General features: G+C 63.1%; 20 protein-coding genes and 2 tRNA genes. 10 read left to right on the top strand and 12 right to left on the bottom strand.

From position 1 onward, the window contains the following. The gene (locus tag ACR65W_RS08390; protein WP_434498384.1) at positions 1–978 is read right to left on the bottom strand and encodes a crotonase/enoyl-CoA hydratase family protein; all 978 of its coding nucleotides are present in this window, start codon (positions 976–978) and stop codon (positions 1–3) included. Positions 979–1179: 201 nt separating this feature from the next. Then, positions 1180–2538 (bottom strand): multicopper oxidase family protein, encoded by a 1359-nt coding sequence (locus ACR65W_RS08385; protein WP_434498383.1) that lies wholly within the window; start codon positions 2536–2538, stop codon positions 1180–1182. A 121-nt stretch (positions 2539–2659) separates the two neighbouring features. On the opposite strand from ACR65W_RS08385, the gene ACR65W_RS08380 reads away from it, so the two are divergent. The 5 genes from ACR65W_RS08380 to ACR65W_RS08360 all read left to right on the top strand — a co-directional run bounded on the left by ACR65W_RS08380 (position 2660) and on the right by ACR65W_RS08360 (position 7612). Further along, the gene (locus ACR65W_RS08380; RefSeq protein ID WP_434498382.1) at positions 2660–2962 is read left to right on the top strand and encodes a hypothetical protein; all 303 of its coding nucleotides are present in this window, start codon (positions 2660–2662) and stop codon (positions 2960–2962) included. A gap of 216 nt (positions 2963–3178) precedes the next feature. Next, positions 3179–3263, top strand: a tRNA-Leu gene (locus ACR65W_RS08375). Between the two features lie 75 nt (positions 3264–3338). Beyond that, positions 3339–4685 carry a trigger factor gene (gene tig, locus ACR65W_RS08370; protein WP_434498381.1) on the top strand — a complete coding sequence of 449 codons (1347 nt, stop codon included), beginning with the start codon at positions 3339–3341 and terminating at the stop codon, positions 4683–4685. 207 nt (positions 4686–4892) lie between these two features. Next, on the top strand, positions 4893–5528 hold the full coding sequence (locus tag ACR65W_RS08365; RefSeq protein ID WP_434492053.1) for an ATP-dependent Clp protease proteolytic subunit: 636 nt from the start codon (positions 4893–4895) through the stop codon (positions 5526–5528). Positions 5529–5602: 74 nt separating this feature from the next. Further along, the gene (locus ACR65W_RS08360; RefSeq protein WP_434498380.1) at positions 5603–7612 is read left to right on the top strand and encodes an acetyl-CoA carboxylase biotin carboxylase subunit; all 2010 of its coding nucleotides are present in this window, start codon (positions 5603–5605) and stop codon (positions 7610–7612) included. A gap of 23 nt (positions 7613–7635) precedes the next feature. Here ACR65W_RS08360 and ACR65W_RS08355 read toward each other — a convergent pair whose 3' ends face one another. The 4 genes from ACR65W_RS08355 to ACR65W_RS08340 all read right to left on the bottom strand — a co-directional run bounded on the left by ACR65W_RS08355 (position 7636) and on the right by ACR65W_RS08340 (position 11055). Continuing rightward, complete coding sequence (locus ACR65W_RS08355) at positions 7636–8379, bottom strand: DUF2490 domain-containing protein (protein ID WP_434498379.1); 744 nt, start codon at positions 8377–8379, stop codon at positions 7636–7638. 78 nt (positions 8380–8457) lie between these two features. Continuing rightward, on the bottom strand, positions 8458–10023 hold the full coding sequence (locus tag ACR65W_RS08350; RefSeq protein WP_434498378.1) for a SulP family inorganic anion transporter: 1566 nt from the start codon (positions 10021–10023) through the stop codon (positions 8458–8460). Between the two features lie 42 nt (positions 10024–10065). Then, positions 10066–10734 (bottom strand): carbonic anhydrase, encoded by a 669-nt coding sequence (locus ACR65W_RS08345; protein ID WP_434498377.1) that lies wholly within the window; start codon positions 10732–10734, stop codon positions 10066–10068. Positions 10735–10827: 93 nt separating this feature from the next. Beyond that, on the bottom strand, positions 10828–11055 hold the full coding sequence (locus tag ACR65W_RS08340) for a hypothetical protein (RefSeq protein WP_434498376.1): 228 nt from the start codon (positions 11053–11055) through the stop codon (positions 10828–10830). Positions 11056–11174: 119 nt separating this feature from the next. Between ACR65W_RS08340 and nhaR the strand changes: the two genes are divergently transcribed. Then, the gene (gene nhaR / locus ACR65W_RS08335; RefSeq protein WP_434498375.1) at positions 11175–12065 is read left to right on the top strand and encodes a transcriptional activator NhaR; all 891 of its coding nucleotides are present in this window, start codon (positions 11175–11177) and stop codon (positions 12063–12065) included. On the opposite strand, the gene ACR65W_RS08330 is transcribed toward nhaR, so the two are convergent. After that, on the bottom strand, positions 12062–13138 hold the full coding sequence (locus ACR65W_RS08330; protein ID WP_434498374.1) for a 5-(carboxyamino)imidazole ribonucleotide synthase: 1077 nt from the start codon (positions 13136–13138) through the stop codon (positions 12062–12064). The two genes, nhaR and ACR65W_RS08330, sit on opposite strands and share 4 nt — an antisense overlap. Next, a complete protein-coding gene (purE, locus tag ACR65W_RS08325; protein ID WP_434498397.1) occupies positions 13138–13602 on the bottom strand; it encodes a 5-(carboxyamino)imidazole ribonucleotide mutase in 465 nt (154 codons plus the stop codon). The genes ACR65W_RS08330 and purE overlap by 1 nt, the downstream gene beginning before the upstream one ends. Positions 13603–13795: 193 nt before the next feature. Here purE and ACR65W_RS08320 point away from each other — a divergent pair, with 193 nt between their 5' ends. Next, the gene (locus tag ACR65W_RS08320) at positions 13796–15007 is read left to right on the top strand and encodes a cation:proton antiporter (protein ID WP_434498373.1); all 1212 of its coding nucleotides are present in this window, start codon (positions 13796–13798) and stop codon (positions 15005–15007) included. 47 nt (positions 15008–15054) lie between these two features. Here the strand turns inward: ACR65W_RS08320 and ACR65W_RS08315 are convergent, their stop codons facing one another. From ACR65W_RS08315 to ACR65W_RS08305, 3 genes are all read right to left on the bottom strand, one after another. Further along, on the bottom strand, positions 15055–15270 hold the full coding sequence (locus ACR65W_RS08315; RefSeq protein WP_434498372.1) for a YdcH family protein: 216 nt from the start codon (positions 15268–15270) through the stop codon (positions 15055–15057). Between the two features lie 102 nt (positions 15271–15372). Then, on the bottom strand, positions 15373–16788 hold the full coding sequence (locus ACR65W_RS08310) for a protein adenylyltransferase SelO (RefSeq protein ID WP_434498371.1): 1416 nt from the start codon (positions 16786–16788) through the stop codon (positions 15373–15375). Between the two features lie 107 nt (positions 16789–16895). Then, on the bottom strand, positions 16896–17075 hold the full coding sequence (locus tag ACR65W_RS08305) for a YdcH family protein (protein ID WP_123175439.1): 180 nt from the start codon (positions 17073–17075) through the stop codon (positions 16896–16898). A gap of 251 nt (positions 17076–17326) precedes the next feature. On the opposite strand from ACR65W_RS08305, the gene ACR65W_RS08300 reads away from it, so the two are divergent. Both ACR65W_RS08300 and ACR65W_RS08295 read left to right on the top strand, forming a co-directional pair. Beyond that, a tRNA-Val gene (locus ACR65W_RS08300) sits at positions 17327–17401 on the top strand. A gap of 523 nt (positions 17402–17924) precedes the next feature. Then, positions 17925–18203 (top strand): hypothetical protein, encoded by a 279-nt coding sequence (locus ACR65W_RS08295; protein ID WP_434499844.1) that lies wholly within the window; start codon positions 17925–17927, stop codon positions 18201–18203. A gap of 59 nt (positions 18204–18262) precedes the next feature. On the opposite strand, the gene ACR65W_RS08290 is transcribed toward ACR65W_RS08295, so the two are convergent. Then, the gene (locus ACR65W_RS08290; protein WP_175094906.1) at positions 18263–18460 is read right to left on the bottom strand and encodes a hypothetical protein; all 198 of its coding nucleotides are present in this window, start codon (positions 18458–18460) and stop codon (positions 18263–18265) included. Between the two features lie 243 nt (positions 18461–18703). On the opposite strand from ACR65W_RS08290, the gene ACR65W_RS08285 reads away from it, so the two are divergent. Continuing rightward, complete coding sequence (locus tag ACR65W_RS08285; protein ID WP_434499843.1) at positions 18704–20227, top strand: PLP-dependent aminotransferase family protein; 1524 nt, start codon at positions 18704–18706, stop codon at positions 20225–20227. Positions 20228–20516 lie beyond the last annotated feature (289 nt).

The raw sequence follows: 20516 nt of genomic DNA, 5'->3' as shown, positions 1-20516 counted from the left end.
TCATCCCTCCGATAGTGTCGGACGAGCGCAGTCATCTTGCTTTGTAGGATTGATAGCGTTGAGGAGCCGGCTTTGTGCACGGACCAACCGCTCCATGTGACGCAGGTCAGCGTCACTGATGCGAGTTGAACATTCGGCCCATAGATCGGTGATCCGCATGAGCTCTTCACGAGTCACTGGCGCTGCGCGGCGACGCACCTCCGCCAATGTCCGCCGGCGAACCCAGGCCACTTTGCCGCCTTTGAGCATCCAGGCAAGCGTCGCCGACTTTATGTCGCCGTCGGAGGCGAGAAAATCGACCGCTTCGAGATCATACATCTCGCGGCCCGAATACGCTCTGCCTTCAGAAATGATTTTTTGTGCGAGCGCGGCGCCAAGTTTCCTGTTCAGTAGCGAAACGGCGCCCATTCCAGGAAATGTGTTGAAGGCGATTTCCGGCATTGCGAAACGCGCATTCTCCTCCGCGATGATGAAATCTGTCGCGAGCGCCGCCTCAAATGCTCCCCCAAGACACTGGCCATGCACTGCAGAGACGGTAACAATAGGTAAATCAAGCCCCCTCACCAGACTGTCTATCAAGTCAATGCAACTATGAGCATAACGACGCAGCAGGTCGATGTTATGCGCGCGTATAGCGGCGGAAAAAACAGCCAGATCGCCGCCTAAATTGAAGACCCCCGGCTTATTCGAAGCGATGACCAAGTAACGAATAGGGTTTCGTGATGTGTGGCCGGCGGCAAACAGCGCCTGAAGCGCTTGGCTGAAGCGGCTCATTTCGCTCAGGGTATGCGGCGTGTAGCAGACGGGCGCCTGCGCGCCATAGATCATCCAGACGGATTCCGTCGCCGCATCATACTCAACGTCAAGATTATCGAACTTCCAGTTTGGAAATTCCTCCGGAAGAGGTCCGCGCACGGCCCTGGTCATATCCAATAGTTCGGGGCCAAGGCCTCCCCCCTCGATCATGTAAGAAAACAAGCCGTCTGGATCCCGCCGCAAGGCGCGCCGGAGCGGGCGGGCTAAGCCGCCAAAAGCTCCAAGTGAGTTTGATCCAGCATTTGGCAATGCCTTCAACTCGCGGTCGAAGCTTTTTCCGTCACTGAAGTTCAGACAGAGATCTGAACAGACGGAAAAAACGTGATTCTATTTCGGGTTCTATTAACCTTTATGACGCTTGCTCTAGGCAACTTCGAACCAAGTCGCCAGTCCGCCCGCTTCGTGCTCCAGAATATCATCATGTATGGCCCATTTTCCAGGCGATTCGGCGAGGAAGGCGGCGTGCTTGGTTTTTCCCGGAGGAACGATCACGCCGTTGCGCCAATAGGGCTCCCATCCGTCATCGAGGTCATGCAGAAGACGCATGCACTGCCCGTGAACATGCATCGCGAGCGCCGCGCCAGACTTGTTGACAAAGCCCAGCGTCACCGGGGTTCCTCGGGCCACTTTGAAGAGCGGCGGTCCCTGGTAGCCTTTGGTCACAGCGCCATTGATCGTCCAGGCGGGGCCGGCTGCGGGCCTGCGCGTTTCGATCACGAGATCGACCTTCTTGGCGCTTGCAAGCTTGATCTCGGCAGGAAGCGCCGCATTCTGCGGCAGCGACGCTATCGGCGGACGCTTCGACGCCTTTGCGCCCTTGGCTTCCGCGACGAAAAGGTCGCGATCCTCGCCATTCGGCCCGCGCAAGATCAAATTGGCCTTGGCGCCCTCGGTCGCCGGCATGTCGAACATCAGCTCGAAGCGCGCCCCCGGCGCGACGGGAATGCTCCGCTTGATCGGTTCGAAGGCGTCGCACGGCTGGCCGTCGATGGCGATGACGAAAGGCTGCGTGCCCGCCAGGGACAGCACCATGATGCGCGCGTTGCTGAGATTGGCCAGACGCAGCCGCACCCTGGCGCCGGGCGCCAGGCTCTGCAGGGCCGGCGCAGCCTTGCCGTTGACGCAGAGCAGCGGGCCGATCCGGCCGACGCCGCGCGCGGCCGCCGGATCGTCGAAGCCGCCGACGACCTGACCTGCGTCATCAAGCCGCCAGTCGTCGAGCACGAGAAGCAGGTCGGCGTCTGCGAGCGGCGGCGCCGGCTCGTCGACGATGAGCAGGCCCTTGAGGCCGCGCCCGACGAGCTCCGGCGTCGCGCCATAGACGCTCGGCCGGTAGCAGAACAGGCCGGGATCGGCGAGCCTGCGGCGGTAATCGAAGGACCCGCCGGGCGCGACCGCCGGCTGCGTCAGCGGCGCGACGCCCTCCATCGCATTGTCGCCCCGCAAGCCATGCCAGTGAATGGTTGCGGGTTGATCAAGCTTGTTCAGGAAACGGACGGCGAGTTCGTCGCCCTGCTGGTAGCGCAAGACGGGCCCCGGCGTGATCCCGTCGAAACCGAGAATGCCGGTTTCGCCACCGCCGGACAGGCGCGCCTTGCCGGGCCGCGCCTCGATCTGCCGCAGGGAGCGCGGCGGCGACTGCGCCACGGCCGGAAACGCCGCCAGGCTGGCGGCGACGCCGGAAAGAACGACGCGGCGGGAGAGAGGTTGTGACATCGCCATCTAGCTATGGCGCAGCCCGGCCCGTTGGGCAATGATCGAGAGCTTCAACTTCTTGCGCGCCGTGAGGGGAGCGCGAGAACGGCCAAGATTCGAGGAGGCTTGAGACATGAGCGCGCCGCGCATGAATAAGACTGCCGCTATTTTAGGCTTCTGCAGCGTATGCGGGTTTCTGCCGCTCGTCGCCTGGGCGCAGGCCCCGCAAGGCTATTCCGACTATCGCCAGTCGCTGATCGCCGGCGGCTGGAAGCCCAACGTCGGCTACGGGCTGAAAACCGCCCGCGGCAAGCCCCTATATAAGTTTCCGGAAGTCGTCTGCGGTCCGACGCTCTGCAACGCCAAATGGCGCGACCCCCAGGGTCACGAAAAGGTCATTACGCTGATCCGCGGCCTCGAAGGGGCGGACCACCGCGTGGCGCCACAATAGCCGGCGGCGGCTGGCATCCCGCCGCGACCATGCTATAGAGCGACGCCCGACGAATCGAGTTCGCGCTTGGGAGCGCCTTGGCGCGCCCTCAGACGCGCAAGGGACTGCGCCTTTTCGGGGGAACAGGATCGTTTGAGAGGGAATCGAACGGTTCGATTTCATCTCAAGCGATCCCGGTTCGCGGGCAGGGAATTGAGGCGGCCCTATCCGCCGATCGCGGGCGTGGCGGAACTGGTAGACGCGCCGGATTTAGGTTCCGGTGACGAAAGTCGTGGGGGTTCGACTCCCTCCGCCCGCACCAGAGTCGCCTACCGTGGCAGTCACATAATCGTCGTCGCGCGCCGGCGACGTCGCAGTCATTAAGAAGGCTATCGAGATGCAAGTAACGCAGACCTCCTCGCAGGGCTTGAAGCAGGAATACAAGGTGGTCCTGCCGGCCGGCGAACTCGCCGCCAAGCTCGCCGCCCAGCTCACCGAGATTCAGGCGAAGAGTCAGATCAAGGGATTCCGTCCCGGCAAGGCGCCGATAGGCCATCTCAAGAAGCTCTACGGCAAGAGCATCATGAGCGACGTGTTGCAGGAGGCGGTCAACGACGCCAACCGCAAGATCGTCGAGGAAAACGAGCTGCGCATCGCGCTCGAACCGAAGATCGATTTCCCCGGAGGACAGGAGGAAGTCGAGCGCGCGCTAACGGCCGAGGGCGATTTCTCCTATGTCGTCACCTTCGAAACGCTGCCGAAGTTCGAAATCGGCGCGTTTGACGACATCTCCCTGGAGCGCCCCGTCGCCGAAGTCGCGGAGGACGATATCGAGAAGGCGCTACGGTCTCTCGCCGATCGTGCTCAGGAATTCGAGGACAGGCCAGAAGGGGCCAAGGCGGAGAAGGGCGACAAACTGACGATCGATTTCACCGGCAAGCTCGACGGCGAGCCCTTTGAGGGCGGCGCGGGCGGGGACGTCGATCTGGTGCTCGGCGCGGGAACCTTCATTCCCGGCTTCGAGGAGCAGCTCGAGGGCGCCGCCGCCGGCGACCAGCGCGTCGTCAAGGTCCGGTTCCCCGAGGATTATGCGGCCAAGCAGCTCGCGGGGAAGGACGCCGAGTTCGACGTGACGGTCAAGTCCGTTTCGGCGCCCAAGACGCTCGGGCTCGACGAGGAGCTCGCCAAGAAATATGGCTTCGAATCGCTCGAGGCGATGAAGACCGCCGTGCGCGGCAACCTCGAAGCCGATTTCGACAAGGCATCGCGCGAGAAGCTGAAGCGCGCGCTCCTCGACGCGCTCGACAGCCGCTATTCCTTTGAGTTGCCGGAGAGCCTTGTCGAACAGGAATTCGCCAATATCTGGGGCCAGCACGAGCAGGAAAGCCAGCGGGCAGGCCAACCCGTCGCCGAAGACGGCAAGACGGAGGAAGAGACGAAGGCCGAGTTCCGCAAGATCGCCGAACGACGCGTGCGGTTGGGGCTGGTTCTGGCGGAGATCGGAAAAAGCGCCGACGTGCAGGTGGGCGAAAAGGATCTGACCGACGCTTTGGTCGAGCGGGCGCGCATGTTCCCGGGCCAGGAGAAGGCGGTTTGGGACTATTACCGCAACAATGAGCAGGCCCTCGCCCAGCTCCGCGCCCCGATCTATGAGGAGCGCGTCGTCGATCACCTCGCCAAGCTGATCAAGATCGCCGACAAGACCGTCTCCCGCGAAGAGCTGTTCAAGGAAGACGAGGAATAGTCGGTCGACCGGCTGTCGTCCCCGCAGGCGGCGGCGCGCCGCGAGGAAATCCGGCATGGCAGGCTGATGCGCACGGCGCGCTGCGGAGATCGTGGCGTGACGGCCGCAATCGAGTCTTTGCGTCCGGCGCGGGCGCAGATATATGACGGGTCAAGAGTTCCCGGCGCAGGCGCATCAGCCTCCGCCGGACCACAGAGGCGATACGCGATGCGCGACCCAATCGAAAACTACAGCCAATATCTCATCCCACAGGTGATCGAGAACACTTCGCGCGGCGAGCGCGGCTTCGACATCTATTCCCGCCTGCTGCGCGAGCGCATCATTTTCATCACCGGGCCGATCGAAGATCACATGGCGTCGGTCATCATCGCGCAGCTGTTGTTTCTAGAGTCCGAGAACCCCAAAAAGGAAATCTCGCTCTACATCAATTCGCCGGGCGGCGTGGTGACGTCCGGCCTCGCCATCTACGACACGATTCAGTTCATCAAGCCGAAGGTTTCGACGCTGTGCGTTGGGCAGGCGGCGTCGATGGGCTCGCTTCTGCTGGCCGCGGGCGCCGACGGTCTGCGCTATGCGCTCCCCAACGCGCGCGTCATGCTGCATCAGCCCTCCGGCGGCTTCCAGGGTCAGGCGTCGGACATTCAGCGCCACGCCGAAGACATTCTGAAAGTCAAAAAGCGCCTCAATGACATCTATGTCCGTCATACGGGCAAGGACTATGAGACGATCGAGCGCACGCTTGACCGCGATCATTTCATGTCGGCGGAGGAGGCGCGGCATTTCGGAATCGTCGACGCCGTTCAGGAGCGGCGGCCTGACGACGAGAGCGACGCCAAGCGCTAAACGCTGAAGGCGTCGGCCGCGTTTTCTGAGCGTCCGGCGCCAATTGTTTGAGGGATTGGGGCACTGGGGCGCGCATGTTTCGTAAAATTCTAATCGCCAATCGCGGCGAGATCGCTTGTCGCGTCATCAAGACGGCGAAGCGCATGGGACTGTCAACCGTCGCCGTCTATTCCGACGCCGACGCCGACGCGCTGCATGTCGAAATGGCCGACGAGGCCGTCCGTCTCGGCCCGCCCCCCGCCGCCCAGTCTTATCTGCTGATTGATAAGATCGTCGCCGCCTGTAAGGAAACCGGCGCCGAAGCGGTGCATCCGGGCTATGGCTTTCTGTCCGAGCGCGCCGCCTTCGCCAATGCGCTCGCAGAGGCGAATATCGTTTTCATCGGCCCCAATGTTCGCGCGATTGAGGCGATGGGCGACAAGATCGAGTCGAAGAAATTCGCCTCAGCCGCCAATGTCAGCGTCGTGCCCGGCTACCTTGGCGTCATCGAGAACGCCGAAGAGGCCGTTACGATCGCCAGGGACATCGGCTATCCGGTGATGCTGAAAGCGTCGGCTGGCGGCGGCGGCAAGGGCATGCGCGTCGCTTTCACCGACGCCGAAGTGATCGAAGGTTTCACGCGCGCGCGTTCGGAGGCGGCGTCTTCCTTCGGCGACGACCGCGTCTTCGTTGAGAAATTCATCGTCAATCCGCGCCACATCGAAATTCAGGTGCTCGGCGACAAGCACGGCAATGTCATCCACCTGAACGAGCGCGAATGTTCCATTCAGCGCCGCAATCAAAAGGTGATTGAAGAAGCGCCGTCGCCGCTGCTGGACGAGAAGACTCGTCGCGAAATGGGCGCGCAGGCCGTCGCCCTCGCCAAGGCCGTGAACTACGATTCGGCGGGCACGGTCGAATTCGTCGCCGGTCAGGACAAGAGCTTCTACTTCCTTGAAATGAACACGCGCTTGCAGGTTGAACATCCGGTGACGGAGCTCATCACCGGCGTCGATCTTGTCGAGCAGATGATCCGCGTCGCGGCGGGCGAGCCGCTGCAACTCAAGCAGGAAAACGTCAAGATCAACGGCTGGGCGGTCGAGAGCCGTATTTATGCCGAGGACCCCACGCGCAACTTCCTGCCCTCGATCGGGCGACTGGTCAAATACCGGCCGCCGGAAGAGAAGCGCGAAGGCGGCGTTACGGTGCGCAACGACACCGGCGTCACCGAAGGCCGCGAAATCTCGATCCACTACGATCCGATGATCGCCAAACTGGTGACGCAAGCGCCGGACCGTCTTCGGGCGATCGTGGCGCAGGCTGACGCGCTCGATCGCTTTGTGATCGACGGAATTCGCCACAATATTCCGTTTCTGTCGTCGCTCATGCAGAGTCCGCGCTGGCGCTCCGGCAATCTCTCCACGGGCTTTATCAGCGAAGAATATCCGGAGGGATTTTCGTCACCCGAGCCTCGGGGAGATCTGGCGCACACGCTTGCCGCGATCGCGACGCTCATGGACCACATCGGCAATGAGCGCAAACGCAAGATCTCCGGTCAGCTGCGCGGCGGAAGGCCGGTCGAGTTCGAGCGCGAACGCGTGTGCATGCTGGGCGAGCAGAGATTCGACGTCTGCGTCGAGGCGCAAGGCGAAGCGCTGATCGTGCGTTTCGCCGAGGGCGATCAGCGCGCTCATCGCGTTTCGACCCAGTGGCGTCCGGGCGAACTCGTGCTCGAAGGCGATGTTGACGGCCGCACGGTCTATGTGCAGGCGCGGGCAATCCTCAACGGCTATGCGCTGTCGCACCAGGGCGTCGACGTCACGGCGCGCGTCTACACCAAGCGCGAGGCGGAACTTGTCGCCTTCATGCCGAAGAAAAAGGACGCCGGCGCCTCCAAGCATCTGTTGTGTCCGATGCCCGGCCTGGTGAAAACCATCGACGTGGCTGAAGGTCAGGAGGTCAAGGCCGGCGAGGCCTTGTGCATGGTCGAAGCGATGAAGATGGAAAACGTGCTGCGCGCCGAGCGCGACGTGACTGTCAAGAAGATCCTGGCGAAGGCCGGCGACAGCCTTGCGGTTGACGCCGTGATCATGGAGTTCGCCTAAAGGCGTGGCGCGCTGACGGCGCGCTACAGGTTGAGGAACATGCTCACCGAGAGAATGTGATTGATCCGGTGATCGAACGCCTGCGCGCGCCGCGAGACGAGGCGCGATTGGATGAGCTGGTTCATATAGCCGATCTCCACGCGCGCCTTCTCGCTGAAACTATAGCCGAGGCCGGCGAAGCCGCGATTTTGATCGAAGCCAAACCGCGTTGAAGGCGCCGTTGAATTCAGCCGCACAAAAACTTCATCCCAGAGCACGAGGCTCAAGGGGGCGTTTTCCCAGAGCGGATGCGAAAAGCGCACAAATTGGCGCAGGCGCCATTCGACGGTATTCACGTTCTGAATGAAGCGTTGTTCAAGACGCGTGCGGCTTGTCAGGTCGCCGAAGGCGGCCTTGTCGGTCAGCAGGACCTGTTGCCAGATCCGATTTTCATGTTGCGTTTTGGCGTCTTGCGGAAAGGTCGCGATATGCGCATAGCCGAGCCACAGGCTGGCCTTTTCGGATAGCGCATAGCCAACGCCGGCGCGCCCCAGAGCCTGATCGGCGGTGGCGCCATCGTTCCGAAAGCGCCCCTGGCTTTCCAGCCACAGCCGCCATTTTTCCAGACTTGGATCAAATGAGCCGAGCTTGGCGATGGTCGTGACGTTTTCCCAGATCCTGAAATCTTCGTCGACGGCCGCCGCTGGGCCGGCCGTCGCGAAAATTCCGAGCAAGGACCCGCCGCAAACGGCGAGCCGCCTCGTCCTTTGAATTGTCGCCGCTGACACCGCCGTCTCCGTGGAAATCGAGCACCCAGCGCATTGGAGCGACTCCTCTCACGCCAGTCAAACCACAGAGATGGTAGATCAGGCCGCGACTGATGTTGGCGTGGGACGCGTCCGCTCCCGGAACAGGCCATGCAGCGCATCCCAATCGAGCACCAGTTCGCCGCCGTCGCTGCGAAGTTGCTCGTCCCAGCTCGCGAGCAGATCGAGACAGGCATGATCGATATACGTCAGCTCGTTGAGATGCACATGGAGACGCGCACCCCGCGGCAAGGCTTCGAAAACGGCGGCGAGCTGCGGCAGCCGTATGAAAGTCGCGGCGCCCTCCAGATGGATCACGGTCATGCCGTTGATCTGTTCGCCGCGGATGTTGAGATGCGAGAAGGTATAGAGCAGGCGCGCGACCGCCAGACCGACGCCAACCGCAATGCCGGTCAATACGTCGGTCGCGACCACCGTCGCCAACGTCGCCGCGTAGATGCCGGTTTCGATACGGTCCTGACCCCAGAGAAAGCGCGCGAATCCGAGATTGATCAGATTGATCCCCGCGTAGACCAGCACTGCCGCGAGGCTCGCCACGGGGATGATGCGCAGCACGTCGGGCGCGAGGGTGATGAACAGCAGAATCCACAGGCCGTGCAGCACGGTCGAGAGTCTCGTGCGTCCTCCCGCCGTGACATTGGCTGAACTGCGCACGATGACGCCCGACACCGGCAGCACGCCAAGAACGCCGCAAAGGAAATTGCCGACGCCCTGCGCCACCAGTTCCCTGTTGTAGCGGGTTCGCGGCGTCCGTCGCTGCATCGCGTCGACGGCGGTCGCTGTCAAAAGCGATTCCGCGCTCGAAACGAACGCGAGCGACAACGCCGCCGCCCACAGCGCGCCGTCGCCGATCCTGCCAAGGGTGTGAGTTGTCGGCAAATTCACCGCAGCCAGAAGATCGTCCGGCGCCGGGACATATTTGATATCAAGGGCGAAGAACGCCGCGGCTGCCGTCGCCAGGCCTACGCCGACGAGCGGGGCGGGGAGAAAAGACAGCCATCTCGGCGCAAAGCGGCGCCACAAAAGAATAGAGGTGACCGTGAGCAGTCCGATCACGGCGGCGGATTGGTGCGCCTCCATCGTCACGCCCTTCCAAACGGCAAGCGGCAGCGACCAGAGATTGATGACGCCGCCAAACTCCTGTCCCGTCCCGGGCGGCGTATCATCGACCATCACGTGAAATTGCGACGCGAAAATCAGCAAGCCGATTCCGGCGAGCATGCCCTGAATCAGCGCGGGCGCGACCGCCCGGAATACCGGTCCGAAGCGCAGGGCGCCGGCCGCAATCTGAATCACGCCCGACATTATCACGATGAGCCCGAAGACTTCGAAGCCGAGGTCCTTAATGAACACGGCGGCCATCACGGCCGCGCCATTCGCCGCGCCGCTCACTTGCAGGGGACAGCCCGAAAGCAGGCCGACGACGATGCCGCCGATGACGCCGCTGATGAGGCCGACGGCGGCGGCGTTCTCGAAGGGGAAGCCGGCGACGAGCGCGAGACCCATCGACAACGGAAGGGCGACGAGCAGCACGACGACGGAAGCGAAGACGTCGTCTTTGATCGCCGAAAGGCGAGAAGGCGCGACATCAACTTCTAAAGACATTTTCGCATCCTTTTATGGTTCGTTGGCGGAAGCGGCGCGAGCTCAGACGTCAACGCTGACGCGCTCTTTCTCTTCCGGCGCGGGCAAATCCGACGGCGTCGGCGCAAGCGCGAATTGGCGCGTCGCGGGGTCATAAACAAAGACTTCGCCTGTCTCGATCTTGTAAACCCAGCCATGCAGCCTCAGTTTGTCTTGCGCGAGGGCGGAGGCGACGACAGGATGCGTGCGCAAGTTTTCGAGCTGCGCGAGCACATTCTCCTGGATGGCGACGTTGAGCTGTTCGGACCCGGTTCTATCCGCGTATTTTTCGTGCATGATGCGCCGCGTCGCTTCGGCGTGCGACAGCCAGTCGCTCAGCGCGGGAAAAGCTCCGGCCGGCGGCGGATCGAGCAGGCCCTTCATCGCCCCGCAATGCGAGTGGCCGCAGACGATGATGTCCTTGACGCCGAGGCCAGCGATCGCGAATTCGATCGTCGCCGCTTCGCCGCCCCGGACGGCGCCGTAGGGCGGCACGAGATTGCCGGCGTTGCGCAGGATGAAAAGGTCTCCAGGCGCCGACTGGGTAAGCAGGCACGGGTCGATGCGCGAATCGGCGCAGGTGATGAACAGCGTCTCCGGCGCCTGCCCTTGGGCGAGGCGTTCGAACAATTCGCGCTGGTTGCCGAACACCTGCGACTGGAAGTGGTGGAGGCCTTCGATCAACCGCTGCATTTTTCTGAGCTCCCATTGCTTGTGCGCGAGATCGCGCCGGTGAAGTCGCGCGCCCATCGCATGAGAAGCGCGAGCGTCTCTCCGGCGGTCGCATCAATTCAGGCCGCCGACTCTTCCATCCGCCTGCTCGGATACGCCCACGTCGTCAGCCGTCGGCGTTCGGCAATCCGCATCTGCGTTGCGCTTGCGCAATTGGCTAAAAAACTCGCAGAGCAGGCAGTGTCCCGGAGCGCCGTCGATGAATTCGCGCCCGGTGGCGAATCCGGGCGACGCCAGCGCGCCGGCCAAGGCCAGCGCGATGAGTGCGGAGCGAAGCGCCATTGCCGTCCTCCTTTGGTCGAAGCGCCGCCGCGACGCTGACGTCTTCAAAGATGGCGCAGGGGATTGAGATTGAAAATAAGGATATATAAATTAGTTTCATCGATAAAAGCTATGGAACCATGGACCGTCTCAACTATCAGCACCTGTTCTACTTCTGGAACGTCGCTCGGGAGGGCGGCGTCACCCGCGCGAGCGAAAAGCTCGGATTGGCGCAGCCGACGATCAGCGGCCAGATCGCGGTTTTGGAAGCGTCGATCGGCGCGCAGCTCTTCCGCAAGGAAGGCCGCAATCTCGTGATGACCGAAACCGGACGCACGGTGTTCAATTACGCCGACCAAATATTTTCGCTGGGCCGCGAACTCGACAGCGCCTTGAAGAACCGCGCGGGCGCGGTCAGCGTCAGGCTGAGCGTCGGCGTGTCAAACGCCTTGCCGAAACTGGTCGTCTATCGTCTGCTCGAACCTGCTCTCGCCGCGCATAATCAAGTCGTCTGTCATGAGGATAAGACCGAGCGCCTCCTGGCCGAACTGCCAGTGCACGGAGTCGATCTCGTGTTTTCAGACTGGCCTGCGACAGGCGCCGCGGATGCGCGCATCTACAATCATCCGATCGGCGAATGCGGCGTGGCTGCGTTTGCGACGCTCGAACTGCAGCAGCGCTACCGGAAGAATTTCCCGCGATGTCTCGACGGCGCGCCGCTCTTGCTGCCGACGACCAACACCGCGTTACGCCGTTCGCTCGACCAATGGCTGGACGCCAACAGTCTCTTCCCGAAAATCGTCGCGGAAGTCGAGGACAGCGCCCTGCTGAAGACATTCGGGGCGGCGGGCGCCGGCGTCTTCATGGCGCCGACCGCCGTTCGCGCCCAGGTCGAGGAGCAATATGGCGTCAAATATATCGCCACGCTCGACGGCGTCAGCGAACGATTCTATGCGATCACCGCGCAGAGAAAGATCAAGCACGCGGGCGTCGCAGCCATTCTCGAGAGCGCCCGGGACTGGCTGGTCTAATCGTCGAACACGCGCGTCACATGACCCATCTTGCGGCCCGCGCGCGTCTCTTTTTTTCCGTAAAGATGCAGACAGACGCCGTCGTCACGCGCCAGCTCCGGCCATGCGTCGACGTCGTCGCCGATCAGATTGCGCATCTCTACGCGACGACCGTGCCGGCGCGCGGCGCCGAGCGGCCAGCCGGCGACGGCGCGCATATGCTGCTCGAACTGCGAAGTGAGGGCGCCATCGAGCGTCCAATGTCCGGAATTGTGCACGCGCGGCGCAATTTCATTCACTATCAAGGTTTCGCGGTCGCCATCGCGGACCACAAACATCTCGACAGCGATCACGCCGACGTAATCGGCGGCCTCGGCGAGGCGTCGGGCGATGTCGATTGCCTGTGTCGCCGTTTCGTCGGCGATCTCGGCAGGCGCGACGGTCATCGCCAGAATATGTTGTTCGTGGAGGTTTTCGGACACGTCATAGGCGCGAAATTCGCCGTGCAGTCCGCGCGCGGCGACGACCGAAACTTCTTTCTCGAAAGGCACGACGCTTTCCAGAATGCATGGCGCGCCGCCAAGCGTGCGAAAGGCGACGGCGAGGTCGCCGCCGTCGCGCAACTGCGTCTGGCCCTTGCCGTCATAGCCAAGGCGCCGCGTCTTGAGGATCGAGTTGCGGCCGAGCCTCGCGACGGCGCGAGCGAGCGCGCCAGCGTTGTCGACCGCGACAAAATCGGCGGTGGCGATCCCGAGGCTCTGCACGAACTGTTTCTCGATCAGCCTGTCCTGGGTGAGCGCCAGCGCCTTCGGATTGGGCCGCACCGGCCGATGCGCCTCGAGCACTTGCGCCGTGCGGGCGGGCACGTTCTCGAATTCGTACGTGACGACGTCGACAGATTCGGCAAAGGCGGCGAGAGCGGCTTCGTCGTTAAAGTCGGCTTGCGTGCGGGCGGCGCACACGTCGAAGGCCGGGTCGTCGGTGACAGGAGAGAAGACATGCGCCTTGAGTCCGAGCCGCGCGCCGGCCAGCGCCAGCATGCGCGCAAGCTGGCCGCCGCCAAGAATGCCGATCGTCGCGCCCGGCGCGAGCATCAAGCGCCGTCGCGCGGCGTCGCCGCTACGCTGTCCGTCTGACGCGCGCGATAGTCCGCGAGTCGCGCGGCGAGCGCCTTGTCGGCGAGGGCAAGGATCGCGGCGGCGAGCAGCGCGGCGTTGATCGCGCCGGCCTTGCCGATGGCGAGGGTTCCCACGGGCACGCCGCCCGGCATCTGAACGATGGAAAGCAGCGAATCGAGGCCTTTCAGCGCTTCTGATTCGACGGGAACGCCGAGAACCGGCAGCGGCGTCATGGCGGCGGTCATGCCCGGCAGATGCGCGGCGCCGCCAGCCCCGGCGATGATGACCTGAAAGCCTTCCGATTCGGCCCCTTTCGCGAACGCCGCCAGTCGATCGGGCGTGCGATGGGCCGAAACGATGCGCACGTCGTAGCCGATCTTAAGCGCCGCGAGAGTTTCCACCGCGTGGCGCATCGTCGCCCAGTCGGATTGCGACCCCATGATGACGGCGACCGGCGGCTTCGACTTCCCCACTCTGGCTTCCTTCGCAAAGGGAAGCCATGCGGCATAGACGATGGCTTCCCGATAGGCAAGCGCGCGATCGGCGTCGATTGCAGGCCGATTTCGCTTCGCGAGCGGGCGGCGCGCAGTTAAAGAACCCTGCAAGATTTTCTTTGATCGGAGTAGACGCGACATGGATGAAGGTCTGAGGCAAGCGGTCGCGGTGCTGGCCGTGGCGATGATCGTCGCAATCGCCGCGCGTCAGATCAGACTGCCCTATACGGTCGGACTGGTTCTTGTCGGCGCCGCCGTCGCTTTATCGGGCGCCGACTTCGCGCCGCATCTGACTCATGATCTGATTTTCGACCTCGTCTTGCCGCCGCTCCTGTTCGAGGCGGCGCTGACCCTGTCCTGGCGCGAACTGGTACGCGATTCGCTGCCTTTGCTCGCGCTCGCGGGAATCGGAACGGTTGTTTCCGCAGCCGTCGTCACGGCGTCGATGACGACGTTGCTCCACTGGCCTCTCTACTCGGCGATGCTGTTTGGCGCGCTGATCGCGGCGACGGATCCGGTCGCGATCATTGCGATGTTCAAGGACAACCGGATCAAAGGCCGCATGCGGCTGCTGGTCGAAAGCGAAAGCCTGCTCAATGATGGCGCTGCGGCGGTGCTCTTCGTCATGGCGCTCGCGTTCGTGCAAAGCGACGGCGCGGATCAGAGCGCCGCGGCGACCGCCTTGACTCTCGTGAAAGTCGTGTTCGGCGGCGTCGTTGTCGGGGCCTTGTTCGGCGGGGCCGCCATCCTCGCCTCGCTGCGCACCTCGGAACATCTCATCGAAGCGGCGCTGACGACCATCGCCGCGTTCGGCTCGTTTCTGGTCGCCGAATATTTCCATGTCTCCGGCGTTCTGGCGACGGTGACGGCCGGTCTCGTCATGGGCAATCTGGGCCTGCTGAGCGAGCAGGAAGGCGGCTACATCAGCCTCAAGGGGCGCGAATTCGTTCTGTCCTTTTGGGATTTTGCGGCTTTCCTGGCCAACTCCATGGTGTTTCTCATGATTGGCGCGGATGTGGCGTCGACTCCGTTCGGCGCCGTTGGGGCGACGGCGCTGGCCGTGGGGATCGCTACGGTGCTTTGCGCGCGCGCCATCGTCGTCTATCCGCTGAGTTCGTTGTTTTTCGTTTCGCGATGGAAGATCTCGTTTCGCGAGCAGCATGTTCTCTGGTGGGGCGGCTTGCGCGGCGCGCTTGCGCTCGCCCTGGCGCTGTCGCTTCCGGGTGATCTGCCGCAACGCGACGAGATACTCGCCATCACTTTTGCCGTGGTCGGCTTCTCGATTGTGGTTCAGGGCCTCACCATGCCGCTGCTGCTCCGCGCCCTCGGCTTCGTGGCAGGGCGGCCGTAAACGGCGATCCGGCGACCGAGCGGAGGGAGGGACGAAGCCAACTCAGCTTAAGCGATGATGTCGGGCGTGAGCTGGTCTTCGAGATGGGCGATGCGGTCGCGCAGCAGCAGCTTGCGTTTTTTCAGCCGCTGAATCTGCAGCTGATCGGCGACGCCGACCGCCAGCAAGGCGTCGATCGCGGTCTCCAGGTCGTGATGCTCCAGCCGAAGCCGTTCGACTTCAGCGCGAGTCGCCCCCGTGTCGATCTCGCTCGTGTCGTTCATTGACAGCCGCCCTCGAACGCCATTGAACGCCGGGGAATCGCTTGCTCTGGAGCGCGATTATCGCGCCGCGGGCAAGGGTCGTTCAAGCGAATTGCTCTGTCGTCATTCATAGGCGCTCCGCATCTCGTCGATTGCAGCGATCTTGGCGTAAAGCGGCGTCCAGTCGTCGCGCTCGGCGATCGCCGCCCAAAGCGCCTCGACCTCGTCGATTAGCATCGTACAGGGCGCCGCGCGCTGGAAATAGGGGTGATCCAGGCGCGCCGTCGGCGCCGGCTGATGTTCGGTCAAAGCGGCGCGCAGCGGCGTGAAAGCTTCCGCTTCGTAATGCGCCGCGGACGGACTGTGTTTGGCGCGCCCGGCGGACGCCAAGCCGCCGCGCCAGTCGAAGAAGGTCCGTTCGAAGGGCGCGTGCGTCATTGTCAGAAAATCGACGAAGGCCTTCGCCAGCGCAGCGTCGGCTTCCTCGCCGGCCGAGGCGAGCCCGAGCCGATTGAGCAGCGCCGCGCGAAATTCCTGCTGGATACGCGTGGGAAAGGTCGCCAGAACCTTTTCGGCGGTCTTTAGCCCGATGAGGGGGATCAGACATTCGGCCAGACGGGACAGATTCCAGCCGAGCGCGCCGGGCTGACGGCCAAAGGCGTAAAGCCCACTTTCGTCGAAATAGGCGGCGGTGAAGGTCGGGTCGTAGACCGGCGCAAAGCGCCATGGGCCATAGTCGAAGCTCTCGCCGGTGACGTTGATATTGTCGGAATTGAGCACGCCATGAACGAAGCCTGACGCCATATAGCCGGCGCCGAGCCGCGCGACCCGCGCCACGACCTCTTCGAGAAAGGCGAGGGCCCTCTCCGGCGCCGGCAGATCGGCGATGGCGGGAAAATAGTAGCGGCAGACGTGGTCGAGCAGCTTCTCGATCGCCGCGGCGTCGTCATGGAAGGCGAGGCGCTGAAACGTTCCGATGCGAATATGCGAATGCGACAGGCGCACCAGCACGCTGGAGCGCGTCGGCGAGGGTTCGTCGCCGCGCATCAGCGCCTCGCCCGTTTCGATCAGGCTGAAGGTCTTGGAGGTGTCGACGCCGAGCGCCTCCAACATCTCCGTCGCCAGAATCTCGCGCACGCCGCCCTTGAGCGTCAGCCGCCCGTCGCCGCGCCGCGACCAGGGAGTCTGGCCGCTGCCCTTGGTGCCGAGATCGAGCAGGCGGCCGTCCTTGGCGTCGCGCAGCTGCGCGAAGAGGAAGCCGCGACCGTCACCGAGATCCGAGTTGTACACGCGGAATTGGTGGCCGTGGTAGCGCAGCGCCAGCGGATGCGCCAACCCGCCCGGGAGCGGCGAAAAACGTCCCAAATGCTCGATCCATTCCGCGTCGCTCAGCCCGTCGAGGCCGACCCGCGCCGCCCAGCGCTGATTGCGGTAGCGGAGTCGATGTTCGGGGAACGTGGCGGGTTCGACGCGGTCGAAGAAGGGCTCGCCCAGACCTTCGTGTAACGTCTCGGGGCGATATAGCTCGGTAACGGGCATAAGGACCGGGGCTCGCAAATCGCGCGCCGCGGCGCGAATGCCAAAAAAATAAGGCGGAGATCTCTCTCCGCCCATGGCGTGATGCAGAAAGTGAGCGAAGGGAAACGCTAATGTCGCGTTTCGCTAATCGACAATTTGGCGAGCTCGTCCTTGATCTGCAGCTTTTTGCGCTTGAGTTCCAGGATCTTCAATTCGTCCGTTTGGGGATGCAGCTGTTCCTGCTCGATCTCCTTTTTGAGCGCGTCATGGCGGCGCTGGAGCTCGACGATATGGCCCTGCAAGGACATGCGAAACCTCCTTAACTTCCCTCCGCTCGACAAGCGGGAGCGGCGTTAAGTCTGCCACAAAGCGGGCGCGCCGCAAGACTCGAAATCGCCCAACGTCACAAAACTTTTGCACACGATGCCCGCGTCCTTTACGGAACGTCAATTCTTTCCGTGGCTTGCGGTCAAGGCTGATTCCCAATGTCGCAGGCAAAGCCCGCTTGCGCGTCGCCGCGTACGTCAGTATAGACGGGCGCTCCGGCCCACGGGCCTGGGGGCGCGTAGCTCAGCGGGAGAGCACTACGTTGACATCGTAGGGGTCACAGGTTCAATCCCTGTCGCGCCCACCATTTGAGCGGCCCATTTCGGTTCGCCATCGCCACAAAGCTTGGAAATATTGGCGCAACCGTCCGTCACCCCGACGTGCGCAAAACTGTAGCTGGTCGCTTGCCCGAGCATATCCGCGCGCCATCTGGCGTCTTGCTTCGTTTGAAGAGGCAGGGCCAGCGTATGTGGAAATATCTCGTCCTCACCCTGCTTGGCCTCTCCTTTGCCGCCGGCGCGGCTCAGTCGAAAGATCAAGCAAAGGCGCCCAAAAACTGTTTCCCTATCCTTCGCAAAGCCGGAGGCGCCCCGACTCAACCCCACGGTCCGATCCCTTACTCGGTCTGGTACTATGTTCTTTATCAACCGTTTTGCGAGGGCAAATCCGCGAAGACATGCGTTTGGGCGTGTGGAAAGGCGCCCTCCCAGGACGGCGGCGCTGAATAAATGCTCGTGGCTAAGGCGCGTTCGCCATCTCGATTGCCTCGCTCCACTGCGGCGTCCATAGCTGCTCCCATCCGCCCTGACTGGGCGAGAGCGGAGGAGACCATGGACCTGCCTGCGATTGATCCGCTGATTGGGATTGGCGTCGCCGCCTCGACCGCCATCACCGACGCGGTCTATGTGTTCTTCAACGCCGCCGTGTCGGAGCGTCGGCGCGTCGCCGCTGCGAGCTGGAGCAGCATCTGGTATCTGCTCTCGGCCTTCGCGGTGATCAGCTATACGTCGAACTGGGCCTATGTGGCGTTCGCGGCGGTGGGCGCCTGGATCGGCGGCTTCTTGTCCATTACAGTGCTGAACCGCCTCGTGCCCATGCGCAAACCTTAAGAATTCAGCGCAAAAAAAACGCCGCTCGCGCGGCGCAGAGGAGTAAATCTTCCAGGCGCTTAATCGCGAAGGACCTGATTGCGATCCTGGATCAGTAAGGGCAGGCGCTTGGCCGAGGCGCTGGCGACGCTCATCTCCTGCTTGTCGCGCGCGAAACCGCGCGCCTTTTGCTCATGACTGACGTTGGTCGCGAGACCTAACGCCAGAAAGCCCACCCAAAACGCCAGGGGCACGAAGCGCGACTTCGAAAACGGCATTTGGGTCTCCCATGATGTTCAGGGCGCTTCCAATTGGGAACGATCGCAGCTTTCCCCAATCTGCGTCCAAGTAAAAGCGCCAGGAGCAAGCAACCTGATGGCGCCAGATCAAAACAGTTCTCCTCTCTGGCTGGCGTCCTCGCCTGCAGGCCTGCCAAAGTTGGCGCCAATGCTTACCTTACCTGTGGACCTATGCGGCATGGTTGAAAGCGCATTAGCCTGCGCCCAGGGGAGATTGCAGCGATGACCTTCACGACCACGGATCGTCCAGCGCCCATCGTCAAGAGCGGGCATGTGCAACTGTCGATCATTCTGGCTGAGTCAGACAAGAACACTCTGCAGAACCAGATCTTCGATCAGATTCGCTCGATGATCCTCAACGGTCAGCTCAAGTGCGATGATCCGATGCCGACCACCCGCGAGCTGAGCAGCCAGCTTGGCGTCTCGCGCAACACGGCCGTGTTGGCCTATGAGCGGCTGATCGCGGAAGGCTATATCCGCACGAAGCCGTATGTGGGCACCTTCGTTTCGCCGGATCTGCCGGACACGGCGTTTCTGTCGGCCGATCAGCGCACGCCGCAGACGGAAGAGCAGGGGGGCGCGATTGAAGTTCCAGCGGCCTGCGGCGCGTTGCGCACCCATCGCCTCGCCGACCCGGAGCGCCGTCGTCTCGCCGCCGATTTCTGGGTCGGCCGGCCGGACGCGCGATCCTTTCCACTCAAGGCCTGGTCGCATCACATCAAGAATCGGCTGAAGGCGGTCGGCGCCAATCTGACGAGCTATAACGATCCCGCCGGATTGATGGAGCTGCGGCGCGCGATCGCCAAACATCTTGCGCCGGCGCGCGGCGTCGTCGCCGATCCGGAGCAGATCATCATCGTCGGCGGCTGCCAGGACGGCTTCAATCTCGTCGGCCGCCTGCTCGTTACCCCAGGGTCCTCCGCCGTCGTCGAGTCGCCCTGCTATCAGGGCGCCGCCTTCGTGCTCGAAAGCCTTGGGGCGACGCTTTATCCCGTGCCCGTGGATCAGGACGGGCTCGATGTGTCGCAACTGCCGAAAACCAGGGGCGCCGTCGCCTATGTGACGCCGTCGCATCAATATCCGATCGGCGTGACCATGAGCCTGCAGCGGCGGCTCGAGCTTCTCGCCTGGGCGACTCAGTACGACGCCTATATTATGGAAGACGACTATGACAGCGACTTCCGCTTCATCGGTTCGCCGCTGACGGCGCTGAAGGGGCTCGATCGCAACGAGCGCGTCATTTATCTCGGCACCTTTTCGAAGTGCATGGGGCCCGGACTGCGGCTCGGCTATGTCGTGCTCCCCCGCCGTCTGGCCGAAGCCGGGCGGCGCATGAAAATGCTGATGAACAACGGCCAAAGCTGGCTGGAACAGGCGGCGATGGCGGATTTCATGTCGAGCGGCGAATTCGGGCGCCATTTGCGGCGCATCCGCCAGCTCTATCGCGATCGGCGCGACGCGCTGCTGGGCGCGCTGCGGAATCATTTCGGCGCTTGCGAGATCTACGGCGACCAGGCCGGGATGCATCTCGTCTGGAAGCTGCCGGACGGTTTTCCGGACGCGGCCGAGGTGGAGAAGAGAGGCGTCGCCGCGGGCGTTGGCGTCTGTTCGCTGGCGACGGGCTCGGCGCTGCGCTTCGACGACATCAACGGCGGCGACCGGCTGCTGATGCTCGGCTTCGTCGCGCTCACCGAAAAAGAGATCGAGACGGGGATCGCCCGACTGGCGCAGGCGCTGAAGGCGTAGCGGCGCGCAACCCTCTCCCAGGGGGAGAGGGTGGTTGCGAAGCAACCGGGGGGGCTCTCGGACGAATTTTGGCGACGCTGCGCCGGAGTCGTCGCGCCTGCATTTGCGAAATCGTAACCCCTCTCCCCGGTCCTTCGGACCGACCCTCTCCCACAGGGAGAGGGTGTCCGCGCGCAAACCCTCTCGCCATGGGAGAGGGTGGCTGCGGAGCAGCCGGGTGAGGGGTTTCCCGCCCTCATTTTGGCGCAGCCGCAGCTGATTCCTTGCGCCTGAAGCGGCGAAATCGTAA

Source organism: Methylocystis sp., from assembly GCF_051062815.1.
Lineage (GTDB): Bacteria > Pseudomonadota > Alphaproteobacteria > Rhizobiales > Beijerinckiaceae > Methylocystis.
The sequence above is the reverse complement of the archived record's forward strand: the minus strand, read 5'-3'. Positions and strand labels throughout refer to the sequence as shown.